The organism is Pseudoduganella sp. R-32 (assembly GCF_049913245.1).
Taxonomy (GTDB): domain Bacteria; phylum Pseudomonadota; class Gammaproteobacteria; order Burkholderiales; family Burkholderiaceae_D; genus Rugamonas.
In genome coordinates this window covers 3,734,810-3,755,774 of the sequence record NZ_CP183987.1, presented here as the reverse complement: position 1 = coordinate 3,755,774, position 20,965 = coordinate 3,734,810, and the positions used below count along the sequence as shown (strand labels likewise).

14 protein-coding genes and 4 tRNA genes are annotated in these 20,965 nt (G+C 61.8%); 5 read left to right on the top strand and 13 right to left on the bottom strand.

Translation table 11 applies throughout. The features are described 5' to 3' along the window. Positions 1-80 precede the first annotated feature (80 nt). Both ACN9MU_RS17185 and ACN9MU_RS17180 read left to right on the top strand, forming a co-directional pair. A complete protein-coding gene (locus ACN9MU_RS17185) occupies positions 81-1,691 on the top strand; it encodes a tetratricopeptide repeat protein (protein WP_426335802.1) in 1,611 nt (536 codons plus the stop codon). 12 nt (positions 1,692-1,703) lie between these two features. Then, a complete protein-coding gene (locus ACN9MU_RS17180) occupies positions 1,704-3,341 on the top strand; it encodes a tetratricopeptide repeat protein (protein WP_426317998.1) in 1,638 nt (545 codons plus the stop codon). Here the strand turns inward: ACN9MU_RS17180 and ACN9MU_RS17175 are convergent. After that, positions 3,338-6,955 carry a hydantoinase B/oxoprolinase family protein gene (locus ACN9MU_RS17175; RefSeq protein WP_426343152.1) on the bottom strand — a complete coding sequence of 1,206 codons (3,618 nt, stop codon included), beginning with the start codon at positions 6,953-6,955 and terminating at the stop codon, positions 3,338-3,340. The two genes, ACN9MU_RS17180 and ACN9MU_RS17175, sit on opposite strands and share 4 nt — an antisense overlap. Before the next feature lie 54 nt (positions 6,956-7,009). Here ACN9MU_RS17175 and ACN9MU_RS17170 point away from each other — a divergent pair, with 54 nt between their 5' ends. After that, on the top strand, positions 7,010-8,536 hold the full coding sequence (locus ACN9MU_RS17170; RefSeq protein ID WP_426343151.1) for an NAD(P)H-hydrate dehydratase: 1,527 nt from the start codon (positions 7,010-7,012) through the stop codon (positions 8,534-8,536). 4 nt (positions 8,537-8,540) lie between these two features. Here ACN9MU_RS17170 and ACN9MU_RS17165 read toward each other — a convergent pair whose 3' ends face one another. Further along, positions 8,541-9,239: an ABC transporter ATP-binding protein gene (locus ACN9MU_RS17165; RefSeq protein WP_426161545.1), complete on the bottom strand. Its 699-nt coding sequence runs from the start codon at positions 9,237-9,239 to the stop codon at positions 8,541-8,543. Between ACN9MU_RS17165 and ACN9MU_RS17160 the strand changes: the two genes are divergently transcribed. Next, the gene (locus ACN9MU_RS17160) at positions 9,238-9,873 is read left to right on the top strand and encodes an arylesterase (protein ID WP_426161544.1); all 636 of its coding nucleotides are present in this window, start codon (positions 9,238-9,240) and stop codon (positions 9,871-9,873) included. The genes ACN9MU_RS17165 and ACN9MU_RS17160 overlap by 2 nt on opposite strands. After that, positions 9,870-10,925 carry a tRNA 2-selenouridine(34) synthase MnmH gene (gene mnmH, locus ACN9MU_RS17155; protein WP_426335798.1) on the top strand — a complete coding sequence of 352 codons (1,056 nt, stop codon included), beginning with the start codon at positions 9,870-9,872 and terminating at the stop codon, positions 10,923-10,925. Before ACN9MU_RS17160 ends, mnmH begins: the two co-directional genes overlap by 4 nt. Here the strand turns inward: mnmH and ACN9MU_RS17150 are convergent. The 11 genes from ACN9MU_RS17150 to ACN9MU_RS17100 form a co-directional block, all read right to left on the bottom strand. Further along, on the bottom strand, positions 10,891-11,691 hold the full coding sequence (locus ACN9MU_RS17150) for a hypothetical protein (protein WP_426161542.1): 801 nt from the start codon (positions 11,689-11,691) through the stop codon (positions 10,891-10,893). The genes mnmH and ACN9MU_RS17150 overlap by 35 nt on opposite strands. 119 nt (positions 11,692-11,810) lie before the next feature. Further along, on the bottom strand, positions 11,811-13,715 hold the full coding sequence (locus tag ACN9MU_RS17145; protein ID WP_426343150.1) for a SurA N-terminal domain-containing protein: 1,905 nt from the start codon (positions 13,713-13,715) through the stop codon (positions 11,811-11,813). 126 nt (positions 13,716-13,841) lie between these two features. Beyond that, positions 13,842-13,918 (bottom strand) — tRNA-Asp (locus ACN9MU_RS17140). Between the two features lie 21 nt (positions 13,919-13,939). Continuing rightward, positions 13,940-14,016: transfer RNA gene (locus ACN9MU_RS17135), tRNA-Asp, on the bottom strand. Positions 14,017-14,051: 35 nt separating this feature from the next. Then, a tRNA-Val gene (locus ACN9MU_RS17130) sits at positions 14,052-14,127 on the bottom strand. A 41-nt stretch (positions 14,128-14,168) separates the two neighbouring features. After that, positions 14,169-14,441 carry an HU family DNA-binding protein gene (locus ACN9MU_RS17125; protein WP_055927923.1) on the bottom strand — a complete coding sequence of 91 codons (273 nt, stop codon included), beginning with the start codon at positions 14,439-14,441 and terminating at the stop codon, positions 14,169-14,171. Between the two features lie 211 nt (positions 14,442-14,652). Then, positions 14,653-17,061, bottom strand: coding sequence for an endopeptidase La (gene lon / locus ACN9MU_RS17120; protein WP_426161540.1), 2,409 nt, complete (start codon positions 17,059-17,061; stop codon positions 14,653-14,655). 247 nt (positions 17,062-17,308) lie between these two features. After that, the gene (clpX, locus tag ACN9MU_RS17115) at positions 17,309-18,577 is read right to left on the bottom strand and encodes an ATP-dependent Clp protease ATP-binding subunit ClpX (protein ID WP_426161539.1); all 1,269 of its coding nucleotides are present in this window, start codon (positions 18,575-18,577) and stop codon (positions 17,309-17,311) included. A gap of 134 nt (positions 18,578-18,711) precedes the next feature. Beyond that, positions 18,712-19,329 carry an ATP-dependent Clp endopeptidase proteolytic subunit ClpP gene (gene clpP / locus ACN9MU_RS17110; RefSeq protein ID WP_055927915.1) on the bottom strand — a complete coding sequence of 206 codons (618 nt, stop codon included), beginning with the start codon at positions 19,327-19,329 and terminating at the stop codon, positions 18,712-18,714. Between the two features lie 141 nt (positions 19,330-19,470). Beyond that, positions 19,471-20,808: a trigger factor gene (gene tig, locus ACN9MU_RS17105; protein WP_426161538.1), complete on the bottom strand. Its 1,338-nt coding sequence runs from the start codon at positions 20,806-20,808 to the stop codon at positions 19,471-19,473. A gap of 36 nt (positions 20,809-20,844) precedes the next feature. Next, positions 20,845-20,931, bottom strand: a tRNA-Leu gene (locus ACN9MU_RS17100). Positions 20,932-20,965 lie beyond the last annotated feature (34 nt).

Below are 20,965 nucleotides of genomic sequence, written 5' to 3'. Positions count from 1 at the left end.
AGCAACATTTGCTGCGTTTACGCCTGTTTTTTGAGCGGCCTTGGGGTATTCTCCCTCTATGACAGCCTTCTGCCTTCAAAATGCAAGAATATAGCGACCTGTCAGTCCTGCTAATCGACCCCAACCAGCATATGCGCAGCGGAATGCACAATATGCTCGGCCAGTTGGGGATTACCCGCATCGAGCACGGCGTGAGCGCAGGCACTGCCATCCGCCACCTCGAGAAGAAGGCGTTCGACCTGGTGTTTTGCGAATACGACCTGGGCAACGAACAGGGGCAGGACGGGCAGCAGTTGCTGGAAGACCTGCGCCACCACAAGCTGATCCTCCCTTCCACCATCTTCATCATGCTCACCACCGAGGGCGTGTACGGCAAGGTGGTGAGCGCAGCGGAATTGACGCCGACCGATTACATCCTCAAGCCTTTTACAGTCGATGTGCTGGCGCAGCGCATTGCCCGGGCCGTCGACCGGCGCGCCGCCCTCCTCCCGGTGCACCGGATGATCGAACGCGACCGGCTGCACGAAGCCATCCTGGCCAGTGAAGTGTCGGCCGCGGCCAATCCGCGCTATGCGACGGAATGCGCCCGCCTGCGCGCGGAGGCGCATGCCGCGCTGGGCGAGGAGGCGCAGGCGGAAGCGATTTACCGGGAAATCCTCGAAATCCGCCCATTGGGCTGGGCCCAGCTTGGCCTGGCCCGTTGCCAGTTCGACCAGGGCCAGTTCGCTGAAACGCTGGAGACCCTGCAGCGCCTGATCGACGACAATCCCAGGTACATGGCGGCCTACGACCTCATGGCCCGCACCCAGCAGGCCCTCGGCCGCGCGGCCGATGCCCGCGCCGCGCTGGAAACTGCGGTGTCGATCTCTCCCCATGTGGTGCGCCGGCTGCGCCACATGGGCCAGGTGGCGCTTGAAGCCGGCGATCTCGATGCAGCCGAAAAGTCCTTCAAACAAGTCGTCGCCAAGTCCAGGTATTCCGAGTTTCGCGACCCCGAAGACCACGTCAACCTGGTGCGGGCCCTGGTCCGGAAAGGCGATGCCGCCGGCGCAGCCAACGCCCTGCGCGAGCTCGATCGCTCGGCGCGCAGCGGCCCGGCGACAGATGCCTGCAAGGCTTTTTCCGCCGTCCTGCTGCAGGAATTGAACGGCAATGGCGCGGCGCTGCAGTCGGAGCTGGCCAATGCCGTGCGCGCTGCCGGCGAGGCAGGTACCCTTTCCAGCGCGCTGAAACTCGGCATCGCGGAAAGCTGCCTGAAGCAAGGCATGGACGAGCAAGGCATGCAGTTGCTCGATGCGCTGGCCAGCGACCCCGCCAGCGGCATCAGCGAATCCGATACGGCGGCCGTCTACGAGCGCAGCGGCCGCGCCGAACTGGCGCAAAACCGCGGCGACAGCGTGGAACGCTACCTTGACGGCCTGGTGCGGCAGGCGGCCGCGCGCAGCGGCCAGGGCGACCAGCGTGGCGCCATCGACGTGCTCCAGGTGGCGGTCCGGCGGCGGCCCGAAAATGCCGGACTGATCTCCGCCCTCGCCTCCGCCATGCTGCGCCTGATGGGCGACAGCGGCTGGGAAGCCGCGCTGGGCGAGCAATGTGCTGCGCTGCTGATACGCATGCGCAAGGCAGATCCCCATCATCCCATGCTGGCTGCGTTATCATCACAATATGTCACCCTGCGGGGCAAACAATAAGAGACGAAGTCAATGCAATCGTATAGCGACCTGTCGGTGCTGATCATCGACCCCAACCCGGCAATGCGGGGCAACCTGCACAATATGCTGAACCAGGCCTCGATCACGCGGATCGAGTATGCCGTCAGCTCGGGCACGGCGATCCGCCAACTGACCAACAAGCGCTTTGACGTCATCCTGTGCGAGTACGACCTGGGCAGCGGCAATGAAGACAACGGCCAGGATGGCCAGCAACTACTGGAAGACCTGCGCCACCACAAGCTGATCGACCGCTCGGCCATCTTCATCATGCTGACCTCGGAGGCGGTGCAATCCAAGGTGATTGGCGCCGCAGAACTGACGCCGACCGATTACGTGCTGAAGCCCTTCACTGTCGATGGCCTGATGCAGCGCATCGGCCGCGCAGTGGAACGCCGCGCAGTATTCATGCCGGTCTATCAGCTGATCGCCCAGAGCAAGCAGCGCGAAGCCATCGATGCCTGCCAGGAGGCCGAGACTGCGAATCCGCGCTACGCCACCGAATTTTCCCGCCTGCGCGCCGAACTTCACTATGAAATCGGTGAGCTTGCGCAGGCCGAGCTGATTTACCAGTCGATCCTGATCGGCCGCCCGACGGGCTGGGCCCAGCTTGGCCTGGCGCGATGCCAGTTCGGCCTCGAGCACTATTCCGACGCAATGGGGACGCTGGAGCGCCTGCTCGAGGCCAATCCCAACATGATGGCGGCCTACGACCTGCTGGCCCGCTCGTACGAGGCCATGGGCCAGTCGCAGCAGGCGAAAAAGATCCTGGAAGATGCAGTTGCCATGTCGCCGAACATGGTGCGGCGCCTGCGCCACCTTGGCGAGGTCGCCTACGGCACCGGTGATATCTCGGCGGCGGAGAAGGCCTTCCGCCAGGTGGTGACCAAGGCCCGCTACTCCGAATTCCGCGATCCTGAAGACCACGTGAACCTGGTTCGCGCCCTGGTACGCAAGGGCGACGTCAACCAGGCTTCGGGCGTGATCCGCGATATGGAGCGCACGCTGCGCGCCAGTGCCAACACGGAAGTGTGCAAGCATATTTCTTCGGCCCTGCTGCTGGACGTGACCGGGCACGCAACCGAGGCCGCCTCCGAACTGTCCAATGCCGTCACGGCGGTCGGCATGGCGCGCGGCCTGTCGAACCGCCTGCGCATCGGACTGGTGGATTCCTGCCTCAAGCACCGGCTGGACAAGGACGCTGCCGACGTCGTCATGCATATGATGAACGACAACGAAAAGCCGATCACCATGGAAGAAGCTGTCAGCGTCTTCGAAAAAGCAGGCCGGCACGACCTGGCGCGCGGCGTTGGCGAGAAGATCGACAACGTCATGCAGGAACTGGTCACTGAAGCGGAGTCGATGGCCCGCCAGGGCGACCATCGCGCGGCAGTGGCGACCCTGCACCAGGCCCTGCGCCGCACGCCGGGCAACCTGAAGGTGCTGTACGCGGCCGTGCAGGCCATCCTGCGCCAGTTGGACGAACTGGGCTGGGAAGCACCGCTGGGCGACCAGGCGGGCGCCCTGATCGACCGCATCCGCCGCCTCGACGCCGGCAGCCCTGCGCTGGAAGCCCTGCTGATGCAGTATTCAGGCACCCAGCGCAAATACGGTATTTCGACGACCGCCTAAGCGCCCTCGCCCGCTGCGGGACCGTAACCGCCCCCGCCCGGCGTCTCGACAACGAAAATATCGCCGGGCTGCATGTCGGTCTTGCCGATGTGGCCCAGTTGTTCGGTGCTGCCATCGGCGCGCAGCACCGTATTGCGGCCCAAGGCCCCCGGAGCGCCGCCGGCCATGCCGAACGGCGCGTGCACGCGGTTATTCGACAGGATGGCAGCCGTCATCGGCTCCAGGAAGCGTACTTTGCGCACGCCCCCGTTGCCGCCGTGCCAGCGGCCGGCGCCGCCGGAGCCGTGGCGAATTTCATAGCTTTCCAGCCGCACCGGGAAACGGAACTCCAGGATTTCCGGGTCCGTCAGGCGCGAGTTGGTCATATTGGTCTGCACCACGTCGGTACCGTTGAATCCATCGCCGGCGCCGGAACCGCCGCTGATCGTTTCGTAATACTGGTACTTCGCGTTACCGAAGGTGAAGTTGTTCATCGTTCCCTGCGAAGCGCCCTGCACGCCAAGCGCGCCGTACAGCGCATTGGTGATGCAGGTCGAGGTTTCGACATTGCCCGATACCACCGATGCCGGGAAATGCGGGTTCAGCATCGAGCCCGGTGGAATGATCACGTGCAGCGGTTTCAGGCAGCCGGCGTTAAGCGGGATGTCATCGTCGACCAGGGTGCGGAAGACATACAGGACTGCCGCCATGCATACGGCGGATGGCGCGTTGAAATTGTTATCCAGCTGGCTGGAAGTGCCGCTGAAGTCGATCTCGGCGCTGCGTTCGGCCGCGTTCACGCGCACCGCGACGTTGATGACCGCCCCGTTATCGAGTTTCAGCTCATAGCTGCCGTTGCGCAGGGCGCTGATCACGCGCCGCACTGCCTCTTCGGCATTGTCCTGCACGTGGCCCATGTAGGCACGCACCACGTCAAGGCCGAAGTGCGCGACCATCTTGCGCAGTTCTTCAACGCCCTTCTGGTTGGCGGCGACCTGGGCGCGGAAATCGGCCATGTTCTGGTCGGGATTGCGGGCCGGGTAGCGTGCACTGGCCAGCAAGGCGCGCGCCTCGGCATCGCGCAACTGGCTGCCGCTGGCGCCGTCGACCAGCTTGAAATTGTTGATCAGGACGCCTTCTTCTTCGATATTCCGCGAGTCCGGCGGCATCGAGCCCGGCGTACTGCCGCCAATATCGGCGTGATGGCCGCGCGAGCCGACGTAGAACAGGATCGCGCTGCCTGCCTCATCGAACACGGGCGTGATGACGGTAACGTCCGGCAGGTGCGTGCCGCCGTTGTAGGGATCGTTCAGCATGTAGACGTCGCCCGGATGCATCCGGCCTGCGTTTTCGCGCATGACGGTCTTGATGCTCTCGCCCATTGATCCAAGGTGCACCGGCATGTGCGGGGCATTGGCGATCAGGTTGCCTTCAGCGTCGAAGATGGCGCAACTGAAGTCGAGGCGCTCCTTGATGTTGACCGAGTAGGCAGTGTTCTGCAGGCGCAGGCCCATTTGCTCTGCGATCGACATGAACAGGTTGTTGAAGATCTCCAGCATGACCGGATCGGCCGTGGTGCCAATGGCGCGGCGCACCGGCAGTGCCTCGACGCGGGTCAGCACCAGATGGTCCTGTGGCGTGACTTCGGCTTGCCAGCCCGGCTCCACGATCGTCGTGGCGTTGGCCTCGGCAATGATGGCCGGGCCCTTGATGATATCGCCGATGCGGGTCGCATCGCGTTTGAACAGGCCGGTGTCGTGCCACTGCCCGGCGCTGTACATGCGCACTGTTTGCCAAGGCTGCAGCGGTGCGTGGCGCGGCGCCTGCTGCGGCGCCGCTTCCGGCGGGGCGTTGGACTTGCCGATGGCCTCCACTGAGACCGCCTCCACAATCAGGGCCTTGGCCGGCATCAGGAAGGAGAAGCGCTTGCGATAGGCGGCTTCGAACTGGGCCTTCATGCTGTCGATGGTGCCGAACAGCACGATCAGGGCCGAATCCGTGCCCTCGTAACGCAGGTGGACACGGTGCACCACGCTGATACGCTCGCCAGCCACCGCCTGAGCGTGCAGCTCTGCCACAGCCTCCGCGGCAAGCGCCTGCAGGCGCGCTTCCAGCGCCGGCAGCGCTTCAGCCGCGAGCCGAAGTTCGACGGCGCTTTCACGCATCGCTGCCTGGTCGGCCAGGCCCATGCCGTAGGCCGACAGCACCCCGGCCAGGGAATGAATGAAGACTGTCTTCATGCCCAGCGCGTCTGCAACGAGGCAGGCGTGCTGGCCGCCGGCGCCGCCAAAACTGGTCAGGGCGTACTCGGTCACGTCATGACCGCGTTGCACGGAAATCTGCTTGATGGCGTTGGCCATATTGCCGACGGCAATTTCGATGAAGCCCTCGGCCACCTGCTCCGGCGAGGACGGCGCGCCTGTCGCCGCCTGGATTTCCGCGGCCATGGCGGCGAATTTTTCGCGCACGGTTGCCGCATCGAGCGCTTGCGCGCCATCGCTGCCGAACAGTTTCGGGAAGAACGCTGGCTGGATCTTGCCCAGCATGACGTTGCAGTCCGTTACAGCCAGCGGGCCGCCGCGGCGATAGCTGGCCGGCCCCGGAGCGGCGCCCGCGCTGTCCGGTCCGACGCGGAAACGGCTGCCGTCGAAATGCAGGATCGAGCCGCCGCCGGCAGCAACCGTGTGAATGCTCATCATCGGCGCGCGCATGCGCACGCCGGCCACCTGGGTCTCAAACACACGCTCGAATTCGCCCGAAAAATGCGAGACATCGGTCGAAGTACCGCCCATGTCGAAGCCGATGATCTTTTCGAATCCTGCCGCCCGGCTGGCGCGCACCATGCCGACAATCCCGCCGGCCGGGCCGCTCAGGATCGAATCCTTGCCCTGGAAGGTGCGCGCGTCGGTCAGGCCGCCGTTGGACTGCATGAATTGCAGGTTCACGCCCGGCAGCTCGGATGCAACCTGGCCCACATAGCGCCGCAGGATTGGAGACAGGTAGGCATCGACCACGGTCGTATCGCCGCGCGCCACCAGCTTCATCATCGGGCTGACCAGGTGGGACACTGAGACCTGGGTATAGCCGATTTCGCGGGCAATTTGCGCCAGCGCCGCTTCATGCGCGCTGTAGCGGTAGCCATGCATCAGGACAATCGCGATCGAACGCAGCCCTTGGTCAAAGTGCGCCTGCAGGCCGGCCCGCGCCGCCGCTGTATCCAGTGCCCTGACCACTTCCCCGTGCGCGCCCATGCGCTCATCAATCTCCACCACATGCCGGTAGAGCAGTTCGGGAAGGACGATGTGGCGGTCGAACAGGCGCGGACGGTTCTGGTACGCAATGCGCAGCGCATCGCGGAAGCCGCGCGTTATCGCAAGCACGGTCGGCTCGCCCTTGCGCTCGAGCAGCGCGTTGGTGGCGACCGTTGTGCCCATCTTCACGGCCTCGACCTGCCCGACCGGGATGGCAGCGCCGCCTGCAACGCCCAGCAGATGGCGAATGCCAGCGATGGCTGCATCACGGTAGTGTTCAGGACTTTCCGACAGGAGCTTTTGGGTCATCAGGCCGCCATCGGGGCGGCGCGCCACGATGTCAGTGAAAGTACCGCCACGGTCGATCCAGAATTGCCAATCCATTGCGCTGCCTCGCTCTAATCGTGAAGCAGTTATTGTAGTGCTAGAATGCCCCGCATGACGCCCCTCTTTACGATTGCAGAACTTCGCGCGATCGAGCACGCTGCGGCGCAGCGCTTGCCCGAAGGTGCACTGATGCAGCGCGCGGGCCAGGCCGGCGCCAACCAGGCACTGGACCTGCTTCCCTTTACCATTCACCGCGCCCAGGTACTGGTGCTCGCTGGCCCGGGTAACAACGGCGGCGACGCACTGGAAACCGCAGCGCACCTCGGCCATGCCGGCGCCCAGGTCACCGTGCTGCATTTTCCGCCTGCAGACGCAGCCGCAGCGGAGCGCATCGAGGCCTTGCGCCGTGCACGCAGTTCCCCTGCCCGCTTCGCCGCAATCACCGAGGCCGCCGACGCCCGTGCCGTGGTGACTGGCACCGCCTGGACACTGATGATTGATGGCTTGTTCGGCATCGGGCTGGCCCGGCCAATCACGGGCGACTTCGCGGCGCTGGTGGCGACCGTCAACGAGCTGGCCTGCCCCATCCTCGCGCTCGACGTCCCCAGCGGCCTTGACTCGGACACCGGCGCTGTCGTTGGGGGCGGCAAGACAGGCATCGCGGTGCGCGCCACGCGCACGCTCACCTTCATCGGCGACAAGCCCGGCTTGCACACGGCCGAGGGCCGCGATCATTCGGGCGCTGTCACGGTCAGCAATCTCGACATCGAGCCCGAGCTCTTTCCGGCGCCGCGCGCGCGACTGAACGACGTGGCGCTGTTCGCCCACTGCGTGCGCCGGCGCCGCCACAGTTCGCACAAAGGAAGCCATGGCAGCGTGGCCGTGGTGGGAGGCGCACGCGGCATGGCAGGCGCGCCGATCCTGGCCGCCCGAACTGCGCTCACCAGCGGCGCCGGCCGCGTCTACGCCTGCTTCGTCGGCGAGCCGCTGGCCTTCGATGCCGCACAGCCAGAACTGATGTGCCGCAGCGCCCAGGAATATGATTTCAACAGCGCGGTGCTGGTGATCGGCCCCGGCATGGGCGGGTCCGCCTCAAGCGCCGAAATGCTGGCCAGCGCGCTGCATAGCCAAAGCCCGGCCGTACTTGACGCCGACGCGCTCAACCTGCTGGCTGGTTCCGAAGCACTGCGCACGCAACTGGCGCAGCGCAAGGCGCCGTGCATCCTGACGCCGCATCCGCTGGAGGCCGCCCGCTTGCTGGGAGTGACGGCCACCGAAATCCAGGCAGACCGCCCGTCCGCTGCACGCATGCTGGCCTCGCGGCTGGCGGCGACGGTCGTACTGAAAGGATCGGGAACAGTGCTTGCCGCCCGCAACGGGGAAATTGTGATCAATACAACCGGCAATCCGGCCCTCGCCACTGCCGGTACCGGCGACGTGCTGTCCGGCTTGTGCGGCAGCCTGCTTGCCCAGGGTTGGCCGGAATGGGAGGCAGCCCTGGCCGCGGTCTGGCTGCATGGCATGGCGGCCGACGATCTCGTCACGGAGGGTGCAGGACCCATCGGCCTGACGGCCAGCGAACTGATTCCAGCCATCCGCACCGCCGTCAACCGGCTGGCGGCGCAGCACGGCTCCTGAACAATCAGGCGATGCGCCCCGCCGCGATCGTGATGACGCGCCCGCAGCGCGCTGCGATATGGGTGTCATGCGTGACCAGCACCAGGGTCGAACCGTGTTCGCGGTTCAATTCGAACATCAGCTGGATGACGGATTCGCCAGTGGCCGCATCCAGGCTTCCTGTCGGCTCATCGGCCAGCAGCAAGGGCGGCTGCGTCACGAAGGCGCGCGCCAAGGCGACGCGCTGCTGCTCGCCGCCGGACAGGAATTTCGGATAGTGCTTCAAGCGGCTTGAAAGACCGACGCGGCCCAGCATGGCTTCCGCCTTTTCGCGCGCCGCGCCGTCGCCGGCCAGTTCAAGCGGCAGCATCACGTTTTCGACCGCCGTCAAATGAGGCAGCAACTGGAAAGACTGGAACACAAAGCCCAGTTTTTCCTTGCGCAAAGCAGCCCGGCCATCTTCATCGAGCGCGAAAATGTCCACGCCATCCAGCACCACCTTGCCCTCGGTGGGCGTATCCAGGCCCGCCAGCAGGCCAAGCAAGGTCGATTTACCGGAGCCGGAAGCCCCTACAATGGCAAGCGTTTCCGCCTTTTGCACTGTAAAATCCACTCCATGCAGGATGGTCAGTTCGCCGCTGGCGTCGGCCACCCGCTTGCCCAGGCCGGAAACGGAAATAGCCGCCTTGGCCAACTGACTGGAGGTTTGAGGAATATCACGCATGGTCATGTTCAAAAATAGTGTACGCTGCTTCGCGATGCTGATCCTGATGTTCAGCGCCGCCACGAACGCCTATTCTGCATCAAAAACCGTCCTGGTGGTGGGCGACAGCCTGTCGGCCGAATACGGCATCTCGCGCGGCGCCGGCTGGGTCGCCCTGCTCGACCAGCGGCTGAAGGACCAGAAACTGCCGGCAACTGTGGTCAACGCCAGCGTCAGCGGCGAGACGACCAGCGGCGGCCGCACCCGCTTGCCTGCCTTGCTGAGCAAGCACAAGCCGAATATCGTCATCATCGAACTGGGCGCCAACGATGGCTTGCGCGGCCTGCCGGTGGCCGCCGCCGAAACCAACCTGCGCGCCATGGTGGATGAATCGCGCAAGGCAGGTGCACAGGTGCTGCTGGTCGGCATTCGCATTCCTCCCAACTATGGCCGCGACTACGCCGACAAATTCTTCGCCATGTACGGCGCCGTGAGCAAGGATGTCAAAGTACCCCTGGCGCCCTTCATGCTTGATGGCGTCGCGCAAAAGCCCGAGCTGTTCCAGCCAGACCGCCTGCACCCGCTGGCAACGGCCCACCCTATCATCCTGGGCAATATCTGGCCCCACCTCCAGCCAATACTGAAAACAAAATGAAGTATCCAGAAATCCTGCCGATCGAAGACGTCCTGGCCCGCCTTGACGATTTCGACACCATCATCGACGCGCGCAGCCCATCCGAGTACGGGCTCGACCACCTGCCGAACGCGATCAACTGTCCGGTGCTCGACGACGAGCAGCGCATCACCGTCGGCACCATGTACAAGCAGGTCGGCTCCTTTGAAGCGAAGAAGGTCGGCGCGGCCATGGTCTCAAAGAATATCGGCCACCATATCGAGACGCTGTGGCTGGACAAGCCGCGCGACTGGAAGCCCCTCGTTTATTGCTGGCGCGGCGGCAACCGCAGCGGCTCCATGGCAACGGTGCTGGCCAAGATCGGCTGGCCCGTGGTGCAACTCGATGGCGGCTACAAGGCCTTCCGCGCCGCCATCAATGCGCAGCTTGAACGGACGCCGGAACTCGACTTCCGCGTGATCTGCGGCACCACCGGGAGCGGCAAGACCCGCCTGCTCGACACGCTGGAGGCGATCGGGGCGCAGGTGCTGGACCTGGAGCAGCTGGCGGCGCACCGCGGTTCGGTGCTGGGCAACATTCCATGCCAGCCGCAGCCTTCGCAAAAGGCCTTCGAAACCTCGATCTGGGACCGCCTGCGCCGTTTCGACCCGCAGTTTCCGGTCTTCGTCGAATCGGAAAGCCGCAAGGTGGGCAGCCTGCGCGTGCCGGGCGCGCTGATGGAACGTATGCGGGCTTCGCCCTGCATCGCCATGCAGGTGGCGCGGGAAGACCGCGTTAAGCTGCTGATCGAGGACTACCAGCATTTCGCCTGCAACGCCCCGGCGCTCAACGCGCAGCTGGAATTCCTGGTGCAGTTGCACGGCCGCGAACGCATCGAACGCTGGCAGGCCATGGCCACTGCGGGCGAGATGCCCGCCCTGGTCGACGAACTCCTGGTCGACCATTACGACCCGGCCTATCTCAAATCGATCCACCGCAACTTCGTTCAATACGACCAGGCCACTGAAGTGGCGCTTGCCGACATCTCGCCCGAATCCTTCATCGCCGCTGCGCGCAGGCTGCATGGCGCATAGCGAGCAATAGCAATCCACACAGGGTCATCGCCAGGGCGGACGGTTCCGGCACCGGCGGAATGGCCTTGGCGGCGCTCGCGCCGGCTACGACGCTCCAGCTGAAGTCCTTGGCCGTGTCGCTGCGGTTGAAGATCGACAGCGAAAAGGACTCGTCGATGCCCGGCTGTGCGCTGTCCGATCCGAAGCTTCTTGTATAAGCCGTTGCAGCGCCGGCGCCTTCAAGCCCGATATCAAAAAACCCTCCCGCCGTTGCACCGAAGGGGGCCCCGGCGCCGACTTCCTGCGTGCCGAACAGATGGCCGCTCACCACCAGCACGGAGTTGGGCGTCAGGTGTATGGTGGCGCTCCAGCTTGCCGTTCCTTCCGCGAGATACCATTGACTCAGCGGATCGCGCAGCCTGGCATGCGCATCGAAAGCGTAGTCCGTGGCGTCGGAATAGCGATTCCAATCGATAAAGATGCTGCTGGCGTACTCCATGCGGGTCGAATCGCCAAGTGCGTAGGCGCTGACCGGACCGGCACCGGCATGCACCATGGAAAACTGCTCCCGCGTTCCAAGCACTTCCGCAGCCGCACGATACTCCTGTCCCAACAAGCCCGCCGCAGCGGTTCCTCCCAGCGGATCGAGGGAATACGCGTCGAATTCGAGGTCCGACAGCTGCAGGACGATTTCGCTGGTGCCGGGCGCGGCAGGCGGTTCCTGGGCGCCGGCGGCGCCGACGCAAGCGCAGAACAGCGCAGCGAGACCTAAACGGATCATGTGCATGATGTGCTCCTCCCAAGGCATGGGCAGCGGGGCGCCGCCCCGCAGGACATTATCCGCACATAAGAAAAAGGCCGGGGTCCGTTTGCACGGACACCGGCCCTCATAGAGCGTTCAGCTGCTTATTCGGCTTGCTTCTTGATCGTTGGGACCGGGTGCAGGATCTTGACCTTGGCCTTCTGCTTCAGCGCGTCGATGTAGCCTGTCATCTCTTGTTGCGCGACGATCTGGTTGATGCGCTGGCCTTCTTGTTCGCGGCGGGCAGCATCCTGCTCAGCCGGCTGGCCGACCTTGTTGATGCGGTACACGCCGTAGCCCTGGCCAGGGATTTCCACGCCAACGTAGGCTGGCAGCTTGGCGGCATCGGCCTTCATCACCGCTGCTACGGCAGCCGGGTTGATGCCGTCTGCCTTGGCGCGGGAGATCGTCTTCGCCTCGCCGAAACCAGCAGCGTCACCGGACTTCCTGGCTGCTGCCAGCTTTTCTTCGCCAGCCTTCTTCGCAGCTTTCACAGCCTCTTCCAGCGCGACCTGCTGTTTGATTGCAGCTTCGACTTCAGCCAGCGGCTTCTTGGCAGCAGGCTTGAATTCGACGATGCGGCCGGAAACCAGGGTTTGCGGTGCGACTTCAACCGCTTCGGTATTGCGCTTGTTCTTCAGCGAATCGTCGGAGAACAGTGCGGCCAGGAATTTGGCGTTGTTGAAAGGAGCCGCGCCCAGGATCGGGTTAGGCTGGCGGCGAACGCCTTCCATGGTTTCGATCTTCAGCTTCAGCTTGTCGGCAACCGGCTTCAGGCTTTCGAAATCCGAAAACACGGTATCGGTGAACTGCTCGGACATCTCCGAGTACAGCTTGGCGGCTTTCTGCTTCTTGATTTCCGCAGCGATGTCGCCCTTCACTTCATCCAGCGGCTTCAGGTGCGCCGGCTTCAGCTCGGTAACGGTGATGATGTGATAGCCAAAATCGGATTCGACCAGGTCGCTGATTTCGCCTTGCTTCAGCTTCAGGATTGCATCTTCGACCGGCTTGACGAAAGAACCCTTCACCAGCACGTCCAGGTCGCCGCCCTGGGCTGCGGAGCCCGGGTCATCCGACTTGGCCTTGGCGATCTTGGCGAAATCGCCTGGATTCTTGCGCACTTCGGCCAGCACTGCTTCGGCCTTGGCTTTCGCGGCTGCCTTGTCGCCTTCGCCCTTGATCAGGATGTGCGACGCGCGGCGCGCTTCTTCGCTCGTGAAGCGCTTCTTGTTCGATTCGTAGTAGCTGGCCACTTCCTGGTCGCTTACGGCAGCTTGTGCAGCCACGGCATCGGTGTTCAGCACGACGTACTCGATCTTGGCCGACTCAGGAATCTCGAACAGCTTGGCGTTCTTATCGTAGAAGGCCTTCACCATGTCGTCGGTAACCTTCACGTTCGGCAGGAATTGCGAGACTGGCAGGGCCATCTCCTGCACTTCACGCTCTTGCGAGCCGAAATCGGAAATCGCCTTGGAGACAGTGCGTGGAACAAAGCCGCTCAATTCCACGCCATTGGCCACCTGTTGCAGCGCCAGGTCGTGACGAACCTGCTCCTGGTGCATGCCGGCGTTCATGCCTTGCGCAGCCAGGATCTGCAGGTATTGCTCCTTGTCGAAAGTGCCATCGGCCTTGAACAGCATTGGCAGCTGCGTACTGATCGCTTCCTGGACTTTCTGCTCGCTGGTGGTCAGATGGGCGCTGCGGATTTCCGCGTTCACGGCACGCTGGGCGATCAGCTGGTCCAGGACGTTCTGCTTGAACTCAGGAGTGTCAAAGGCCTTCTGGTCAAAATTCTTGCCCATTTGCTGGCGCATCTGGTCCAGTTGGCGGCGCTGGGCATTTTCCCATTCCTGCTGGGTCAGCGGATAGCCCGCGACTTTAGCGATGGTGTTCGCGTCTTCGCCGAACAGCTTGACGCCGCTCACGCCGACCAGCACAAACGACGGCACGATCAGGAGCGCCAGGATAATCTGCATCAGCTTTTGATGCGTACGTACGAAATCAAACATGTCAGCGTGGTTTCCTAGAGTGGAGGCTTTAAAACTGCTCGCGCGATTTTACAGGGCAGTTGCTGATGGTGCAATATGTAAAAAAGCCCCACCGTCTTTTGGACTGGTGGGGCTTTCTCGGGATTCTGGCGGAGCGGACGGGGCTCGAACCCGCGACCCCCGGCGTGACAGGCCGGTATTCTAACCAACTGAACTACCGCTCCAGGTAGTGTGTGTGCGTTTGCTGGCGGAGCGGACGGGGCTCGAACCCGCGACCCCCGGCGTGACAGGCCGGTATTCTAACCAACTGAACTACCGCTCCAGCATTCACAACACAGGTACTACGTTTTGTTTAAGTGGTGGGCGTTGAGAGGGTCGAACTCCCGACCTAATCCTTGTAAGGGATCCGCTCTACCAACTGAGCTAAACGCCCGCTTAAACTGCCCGGTAAGCATCACTGCTTACCGAAGGCCATTATTGTACAGCGTCTTTCAACGCTTTACCAGCTTTAAATTTAGGAACTTTTGCTGCGTCGATCTTGATCTCTTCCTTGGTGCGTGGGTTGCGGCCGGTACGGGCTGCGCGCTCGCTCACGGAGAAGGTGCCAAAGCCAACCAGGGTGACGCTGTCGTTCTTGGCCAGGGTGGTGGTTACGCCATCGATCACAGCATCCAGGGCGCGTGCAGCAGCGGCCTTGGAGATGTCAGCGGAAGTCGCGATGTGGTCGATCAGTTCGGTCTTGTTCATTACAGTCCCCGTCACAAAGGTTTATATCGTTTATACCGTTTTTTATGCCGCGTTTTGAAGCGTATAAAAATCTCAGGGCCGTATTAGACAGGTCGGGGTTGCACTGTGTCAAGGGTAGAAATGAAAAGGGCGCCATTTCTGGCGCCCTTTTTTACCGGCAAAACCGGCAAACCAGTGTCTGACCCATTGGGTCAGACACTGGCCCTCCGGTTTAATGTTTAACTACTTCACTTCCGTCGGCGGTCGCTGCGACTGCCGGTACTTCAACCGGCGCGGCCGCTTCCACGATCGGCTCCGGCTGGCGTTCCAGCGCGACTTCCAGCACCTTGTCGATCCAGCGCACAGGGACGATTTCCAGCTTGTTCTTCACATTGTCCGGAATCTCGGCCAGGTCCTTCACGTTCTGCTCGGGAATCAGCACGGTCTTGATGCCGCCGCGATGCGCTGCCAGCAGTTTTTCTTTCAGGCCGCCGATCGGCAGCACTTCGCCGCGCAGCGTGATCTCGCCGGTCATCGCCACGTCCGCGCGGACCGGGATGCCAGTGAAGGTCGACACCATCGCGGTGGTCATCGCAATACCTGCGGATGGACCATCCTTCGGCGTTGCGCCTTCCGGCACGTGGATGTGGATGTCCTGCTTCTCGAACACTTCGTTCTTGATGCCGAGGCGCGAAGCGCGGCTGCGCACCACGGTGCGGGCTGCTTCGATCGACTCTTTCATCACGTCGCCCAAAGTACCGGTGCGAATGACGTTGCCCTTGCCAGGCATGCCAACCGATTCAATGGTCAGCAGGTCGCCGCCCACCTCGGTCCAGGCCAGGCCGACCACCTGACCCACCTGGTTGGTTTTTTCGGCCACGCCGAAGTCGTAACGGCGCACGCCCAGGAACTTGTCCAGGTTTTTCGGCGTGACGCTGACCTTCTTGTCCGACTTCTTCAGCAGCAGCATTTTCACGACCTTGCGGCAGATCTTGGAGATTTCACGCTCCAGCGAACGCACGCCCGCTTCGCGGGTGTAGTAGCGGATGATGTCGCGCACCGCTGCTTCGCTGACGGAGATTTCTTCGTCCTTCAGGCCGTTGTTCTTCACCTGCTTCGGCAACAGGTAGCGCAAGGAGATGTTGGTCTTCTCGTCTTCCGTGTAGCCGGACAGGCGGATCACTTCCATGCGGTCCAGCAGTGCAGGCGGAATGTTGTACGAGTTCGAAGTCGCCACGAACATCACGTCGGACAGGTCGAAGTCAACTTCGATGTAGTGGTCCGAGAAGGTGTGGTTCTGTTCAGGATCCAGCACCTCCAACAGGGCCGACGATGGATCGCCGCGGAAATCCGCACCCATCTTGTCGATCTCGTCCAGCAGGAACAGCGGATTGCGCACGCCGACTTTCGCCAGCGACTGCAGCACCTTGCCCGGCATGGAACCGATGTAGGTACGGCGGTGGCCGCGGATCTCGGCTTCGTCGCGCACGCCGCCCAGCGCCATGCGCACGTATTTGCGGTTGGTGGCCTTGGCGATCGACTGGCCCAGCGAGGTTTTGCCCACGCCTGGAGGACCGACGAAGCACAGGATCGGCGCCTTCAGCTTGTCCACGCGCTGCTGGACTGCCAGGTACTCGACGATGCGTTCCTTGATTTTTTCCAGGCCGTAGTGGTCGTGATCGAGCACTTTCTCAGCGTTGGCCAGGTCGTTGTTGACCTTGGACTTCTTCTTCCATGGCAGCGACACCAGGGTGTCGATATAGTTGCGCACCACGGTCGCTTCAGCCGACATCGGCGACATCAGCTTCAGCTTCTTCAGCTCGGCCTGCGCCTTTTCCAGCGCTTCCTTCGGCATCTTGGCGGCGGCGACTTTCTTCTCGAGTTCGTCGATATCGGCGCCCTCTTCGCCCTCGCCCAGCTCCTTCTGGATGGCTTTGACCTGTTCGTTCAGGTAGTACTCGCGCTGCGACTTCTCCATCTGGCGCTTGACGCGGCCACGGATGCGCTTTTCCACCTGCAGGATATCGAGCTCGCCTTCCAGCTGGCCGAGCAGGTGCTCCAGGCGCTTCGAGACTTCGATGATTTCCAGGATCACCTGCTTCTGCTCAAGCTTGAGCGGCAGGTGCGCAGCCACGGTGTCGGCCAGGCGGCCGGCGTCGTCGATGCCCGACAGCGAAGCCAGGATCTCAGGCGGGATTTTCTTGTTCAGTTTGACGTACTGGTCGAACTGCTGGACGATCGCACGGCGCATGGCCTCGATCTCCGACTCATCGCCCTGCTCGGATTCGAGCGGCATCAGGTCGGCAATGAAATGGGTTGGGCTATCGGTGATCTTCTTGATGCGTGCACGCTGGGCGCCCTCGACCAGCACCTTCACGGTGCCGTCAGGCAGCTTCAACATCTGCAGGATGTTGGCCACGCAGCCGATTTCATAGATATCCGATGGCGAAGGTTCGTCCTTGGCAGCGGCTTTCTGTGCTGCCAGCATGATGCTCTTGCCCTGCTCCATGGCAGCTTCGAGCGCCTTGATGGACTTTGGTCGGCCAACGAACAACGGAATTACCATGTGCGGGAAGACAACGACATCACGCAGTGGCAACAGAGGCAGTTGAGTTTGCTCAGTTAATTTGGTAGTTGTCATGGCGTACCTTATTTTAAAAGCTTGGTTCTGATATAGGCCCCAGCGGCCAATTCACAAGCCCTATGCTGCAATTATATTTGCTTTGAGAAAATGCAGTTTTACTCTAACTAAACGCCGCAATAAAGCCATTTTTGGAACAAAAAAAGCCACGCGCGACAGGTGATCGCGAGTGGCTTTTCGACTGAAGCCGGCGTTATGGTTATTGAGACCGATTGTAACGCCTTGCCTCAGGGATTCAAAACCCTATTTAGTTTTCCCCTGCTGCTTTTGGGGTTTCCTGATAAATCAGGAGGGGTTTTGCGCCACTGGTGATCGTATTTTCATCAATTACGACTTTGGTGACGTTCGTTTGGTTTGGCAGGTCGAACATAATGTCCAGCAGGGCGTGTTCCAGGATCGAACGCAGGCCGCGGGCGCCGGTCTTGCGGGCCAGCGCCTTGCGGGCGATGGCGTGCAAGGCGGCAGGACGGATTTCCAGTTCCGCGCCTTCCATTTCCAACAGCTTGGAGTACTGCTTGACCAGCGCGTTCTTCGGCTCGACCAGGATCTCGATCAGGGCCTCTTCAGTCAGCTCGGCCAGGGTTGCCACGACCGGCAGGCGGCCCACCAGCTCAGGGATCAGGCCGAACTTGATCAGGTCTTCCGGCTCCGCGTCCATCATCAGGTCGCTGTTCGAGCGCTGTTCCTTGCTCTTCACTTCCGCGGCAAAGCCGATACCGGACTTTTCGGAACGGTTGGAAATGATCTTGGCCAGGCCATCAAAGGCGCCGCCGCAGATGAACATGATGTTGGTGGTGTCGATCTGCACGAAGTCCTGGTTGGGATGCTTGCGGCCGCCCTGCGGAGGCACGGAAGCCATGGTGCCTTCGATCAACTTCAGCAGCGCCTGCTGCACACCCTCGCCCGATACGTCGCGGGTGATCGATGGGTTGTCGGACTTGCGGGAAATCTTGTCGATTTCGTCAATGTAGACGATGCCGCGCTGTGCTTTTTCCACATCGTAGTTGCAGCTCTGCAGCAGCTTCTGGATGATGTTTTCCACGTCTTCGCCCACATAACCGGCTTCGGTCAGGGTGGTGGCGTCGGCGATCACGAACGGCACATTGAGCATGCGCGCCAGGGTCTGGGCCAGCAGGGTCTTGCCGGAGCCGGTCGGGCCCACCAGCAGGATGTTGGACTTGGCCAGCTCGACGTCGTCCTTCTTGCCCAGGTGCTTCAGGCGCTTGTAATGGTTGTACACGGCCACGGACAGGATGCGCTTGGCAGTCGACTGGCCGATCACGTACTGGTTCAGCAGATCGGTGATTTCCTGCGGGGTTGGCAGGTCCGATTTCGCGCCCGTGACAGATTCGATGCTGGACGTCTCGTCGCGGATGATGTCATTGCACAGGTCAATGCATTCATCGCAGATGAAGACGGACGGGCCGGCAATCAGCTTCTTCACCTCGTGCTGGCTTTTGCCGCAGAACGAGCAGTAAAGGAGTTTTTCACCGCTGGAGGATTTTTTCTCTGACATGGGACTAATCTTTAGTTTTGGTGCAAGTTTACCGTGCGCACAAGCAAGAAATCCTGCGCACAACCACATGCTACCCGAAATAAAAGCAAAACGCCCGAACGTTGTAGCGTCCGGGCGTCGACTTGCAAGGACGCTTATGCGCGACTGGTCAAGACTTTGTCGATCAGGCCATATTCCGCTGCTTCGTCCGAGGACATGAAGCGGTCGCGGTCGGTATCCTTGGCGATTTGCTCGATCGACTGACCGGTGCGCTCAGCCATGATGCTGTTCAGGCGATGGCGCAGGTAGAGGATCTCTTTGGCCTGGATCTCGATGTCCGACGCCATGCCTTGCGAGCCACCGGACGGCTGGTGGATCATGATGCGGCTGTTCGGCAGCGAGAAACGCTTGCCCTTGGCGCCTGCGGCCAGCAGGAAGGCGCCCATCGAGGCGGCCATGCCGGTGCACAGGGTCGACACGTCAGGCTTGATGAACTGCATGGTGTCGAAGATCGCCAGGCCCGCGGAAACGGAACCACCTGGGGAATTGATGTACAGCGAGATGTCCTTGTCCGGATTTTCGCTTTCCAGGAACAGCAGCTGGGCAACAATCAGGTTGGCCATCTGGTCGTTGACCGGACCGACCATGAAGATCACGCGTTCCTTCAGCAGGCGCGAGTAGATATCGTACGAGCGCTCACCGCGGCCGCTTTGTTCGATCACCATCGGCACCAGGCCGAGCATTTCCGTATCGAGTGCGGGATTACGATTCATTCCAATTCCTTGTTTTGCTGCCAAACCAATAAAAACGGGGTCAGACCCAAGGGTCAGACCCCGGTCGGCGACTGCCGCGTTGCTGGGGTCTGACCCTGTGGGTCTGACCCCGGGTTACCGGTTTGGCGGTTAACCAAGCTATTAAGCTTGTACGCTTCCCATGAGTTCGTCGAAAGGAATTTCTTTCGAGACGTTCTTGCACAGGCCCAGGACGTAAGTAACGACGTTTTCTTCCAATACAAGAGCTTCGACTTCAGCCAGGCGGCGGCGATCGGAGTAGTAGTACTTCAGCACTTCGCGTGGATCTTCATAGCTTTGTGCGAAGTCTTCGATCTGTGCCTTCACCTGGTCAGGGGTAGCCTGCAGGTTCTGGTCGCCCACCAGCTTGGACAGGATCAGGCCCAGGCGCACGCGACGCTCAGCCTTGTCCTTGAACAGCTCTGGAGGGAATGGTACATCTTTTACGTTCATGCCGCGCTGGGCCATGTCCTGGCGGGTCATTTCAGCCAGGCGCTCGGTGTCTTGCGCGATCAGCGACTGCGGCACTTCCAGGGTCGCGGTCTTCACCAGGGTGTCCATCACGGCTTCTTTGTTGCGAGCCTTGACGCGGCCTGCAACTTCGCGCTCCAGGTTCACCTTGATGTCTTCGCGCATTTTGGCCAGGTCGCCGTCAGCCACGCCCAGGGACTTGGCGAACTCGGCATCGACTTCCGGCAGGTGCGCCCATTCCAGGTTCTTCAGGGTGATGGTGAACTCGGCGGTCTTGCCAGCCACGTCCTTGCCATGGTAGTCCTCTGGGAACGACAGCGGGAAGGTCTTGGATTCACCAACCTTCAGGCCGACGGTAGCGGCTTCGAATTCCGGCAGCATGCGGCCTTCGCCCAGGACGAACGGGTAGCCTTCAGCTTTACCACCTGGGAACTCAACGCCGTCGATGGAGCCGACGAAGTCGACCGTCACGCGGTCGCCGTTAGCAGCGATCGCTTCGCCGCCGTCGCCGTGTTCGCCCTTCTCGCCCTTCACGTGGAAGTGCACGCGCTGTTTGCGCAGGATGTCGATGGTCTTGTCGATTTCTACGTCGGTCACGTTGGACTTGACGGTTTCGATCTCAACCTTGGTCAGGTCGCCGACTTCAACTTCCGGATACACTTCGAAGGTTGCGTCGAAGGACAGTTGGCCCTCTGGTGCGTCTTGTTTTGGCTCGATGCGTGGGAAACCGGCAACGCGCAGCTGGTTTTCGTTGGCTGCGTCGTTGAAAGCGCGGCCGACTTTGTCGTTCAGCACTTCGGTTTCGATCTGGTAGCCGTATTGTGCGGCAACCATCTTCATTGGCACTTTACCTGGACGGAAGCCAGGAGCACGTGCGGAGCGAGCCTGCACTTTCAGGCGCTTTTCCACTTCGGAACGCACGTCCGACAGTGGGAAGGAAATCGTCATGCGGCGTTCGAGTTTGCCCAGGGTTTCAACTGCAGTGGCCATTGTAAAAATCGTCCAATAAAAATTTAAGTGTACTTATGGTGCGAGGAGGGGGACTCGAACCCCCACACCATTGCTGGCGTCAGGACCTAAACCTGGTGCGTCTACCAATTTCGCCATCCTCGCGGCATATTTGCACAAAAGCAAAGGGCGACCTTAC

Coding starts and splice junctions, on each gene's coding strand:
- ACN9MU_RS17185 (WP_426335802.1), top strand. CDS start 81: ATGCAAGAATATAGCGACCTGTCAGTCCTGCTAATCGACCCCAACCAG.
- ACN9MU_RS17180 (WP_426317998.1), top strand. CDS start 1,704: ATGCAATCGTATAGCGACCTGTCGGTGCTGATCATCGACCCCAACCCG.
- ACN9MU_RS17175 (WP_426343152.1), bottom strand. CDS start 6,955: ATGGATTGGCAATTCTGGATCGACCGTGGCGGTACTTTCACTGACATC.
- ACN9MU_RS17170 (WP_426343151.1), top strand. CDS start 7,010: ATGACGCCCCTCTTTACGATTGCAGAACTTCGCGCGATCGAGCACGCT.
- ACN9MU_RS17160 (WP_426161544.1), top strand. CDS start 9,238: ATGGTCATGTTCAAAAATAGTGTACGCTGCTTCGCGATGCTGATCCTG.
- ACN9MU_RS17165 (WP_426161545.1), bottom strand. CDS start 9,239: ATGCGTGATATTCCTCAAACCTCCAGTCAGTTGGCCAAGGCGGCTATT.
- mnmH (WP_426335798.1), top strand. CDS start 9,870: ATGAAGTATCCAGAAATCCTGCCGATCGAAGACGTCCTGGCCCGCCTT.
- ACN9MU_RS17150 (WP_426161542.1), bottom strand. CDS start 11,691: ATGCACATGATCCGTTTAGGTCTCGCTGCGCTGTTCTGCGCTTGCGTC.
- ACN9MU_RS17145 (WP_426343150.1), bottom strand. CDS start 13,715: ATGTTTGATTTCGTACGTACGCATCAAAAGCTGATGCAGATTATCCTG.
- ACN9MU_RS17125 (WP_055927923.1), bottom strand. CDS start 14,441: ATGAACAAGACCGAACTGATCGACCACATCGCGACTTCCGCTGACATC.
- lon (WP_426161540.1), bottom strand. CDS start 17,061: ATGACAACTACCAAATTAACTGAGCAAACTCAACTGCCTCTGTTGCCA.
- clpX (WP_426161539.1), bottom strand. CDS start 18,577: ATGTCAGAGAAAAAATCCTCCAGCGGTGAAAAACTCCTTTACTGCTCG.
- clpP (WP_055927915.1), bottom strand. CDS start 19,329: ATGAATCGTAATCCCGCACTCGATACGGAAATGCTCGGCCTGGTGCCG.
- tig (WP_426161538.1), bottom strand. CDS start 20,808: ATGGCCACTGCAGTTGAAACCCTGGGCAAACTCGAACGCCGCATGACG.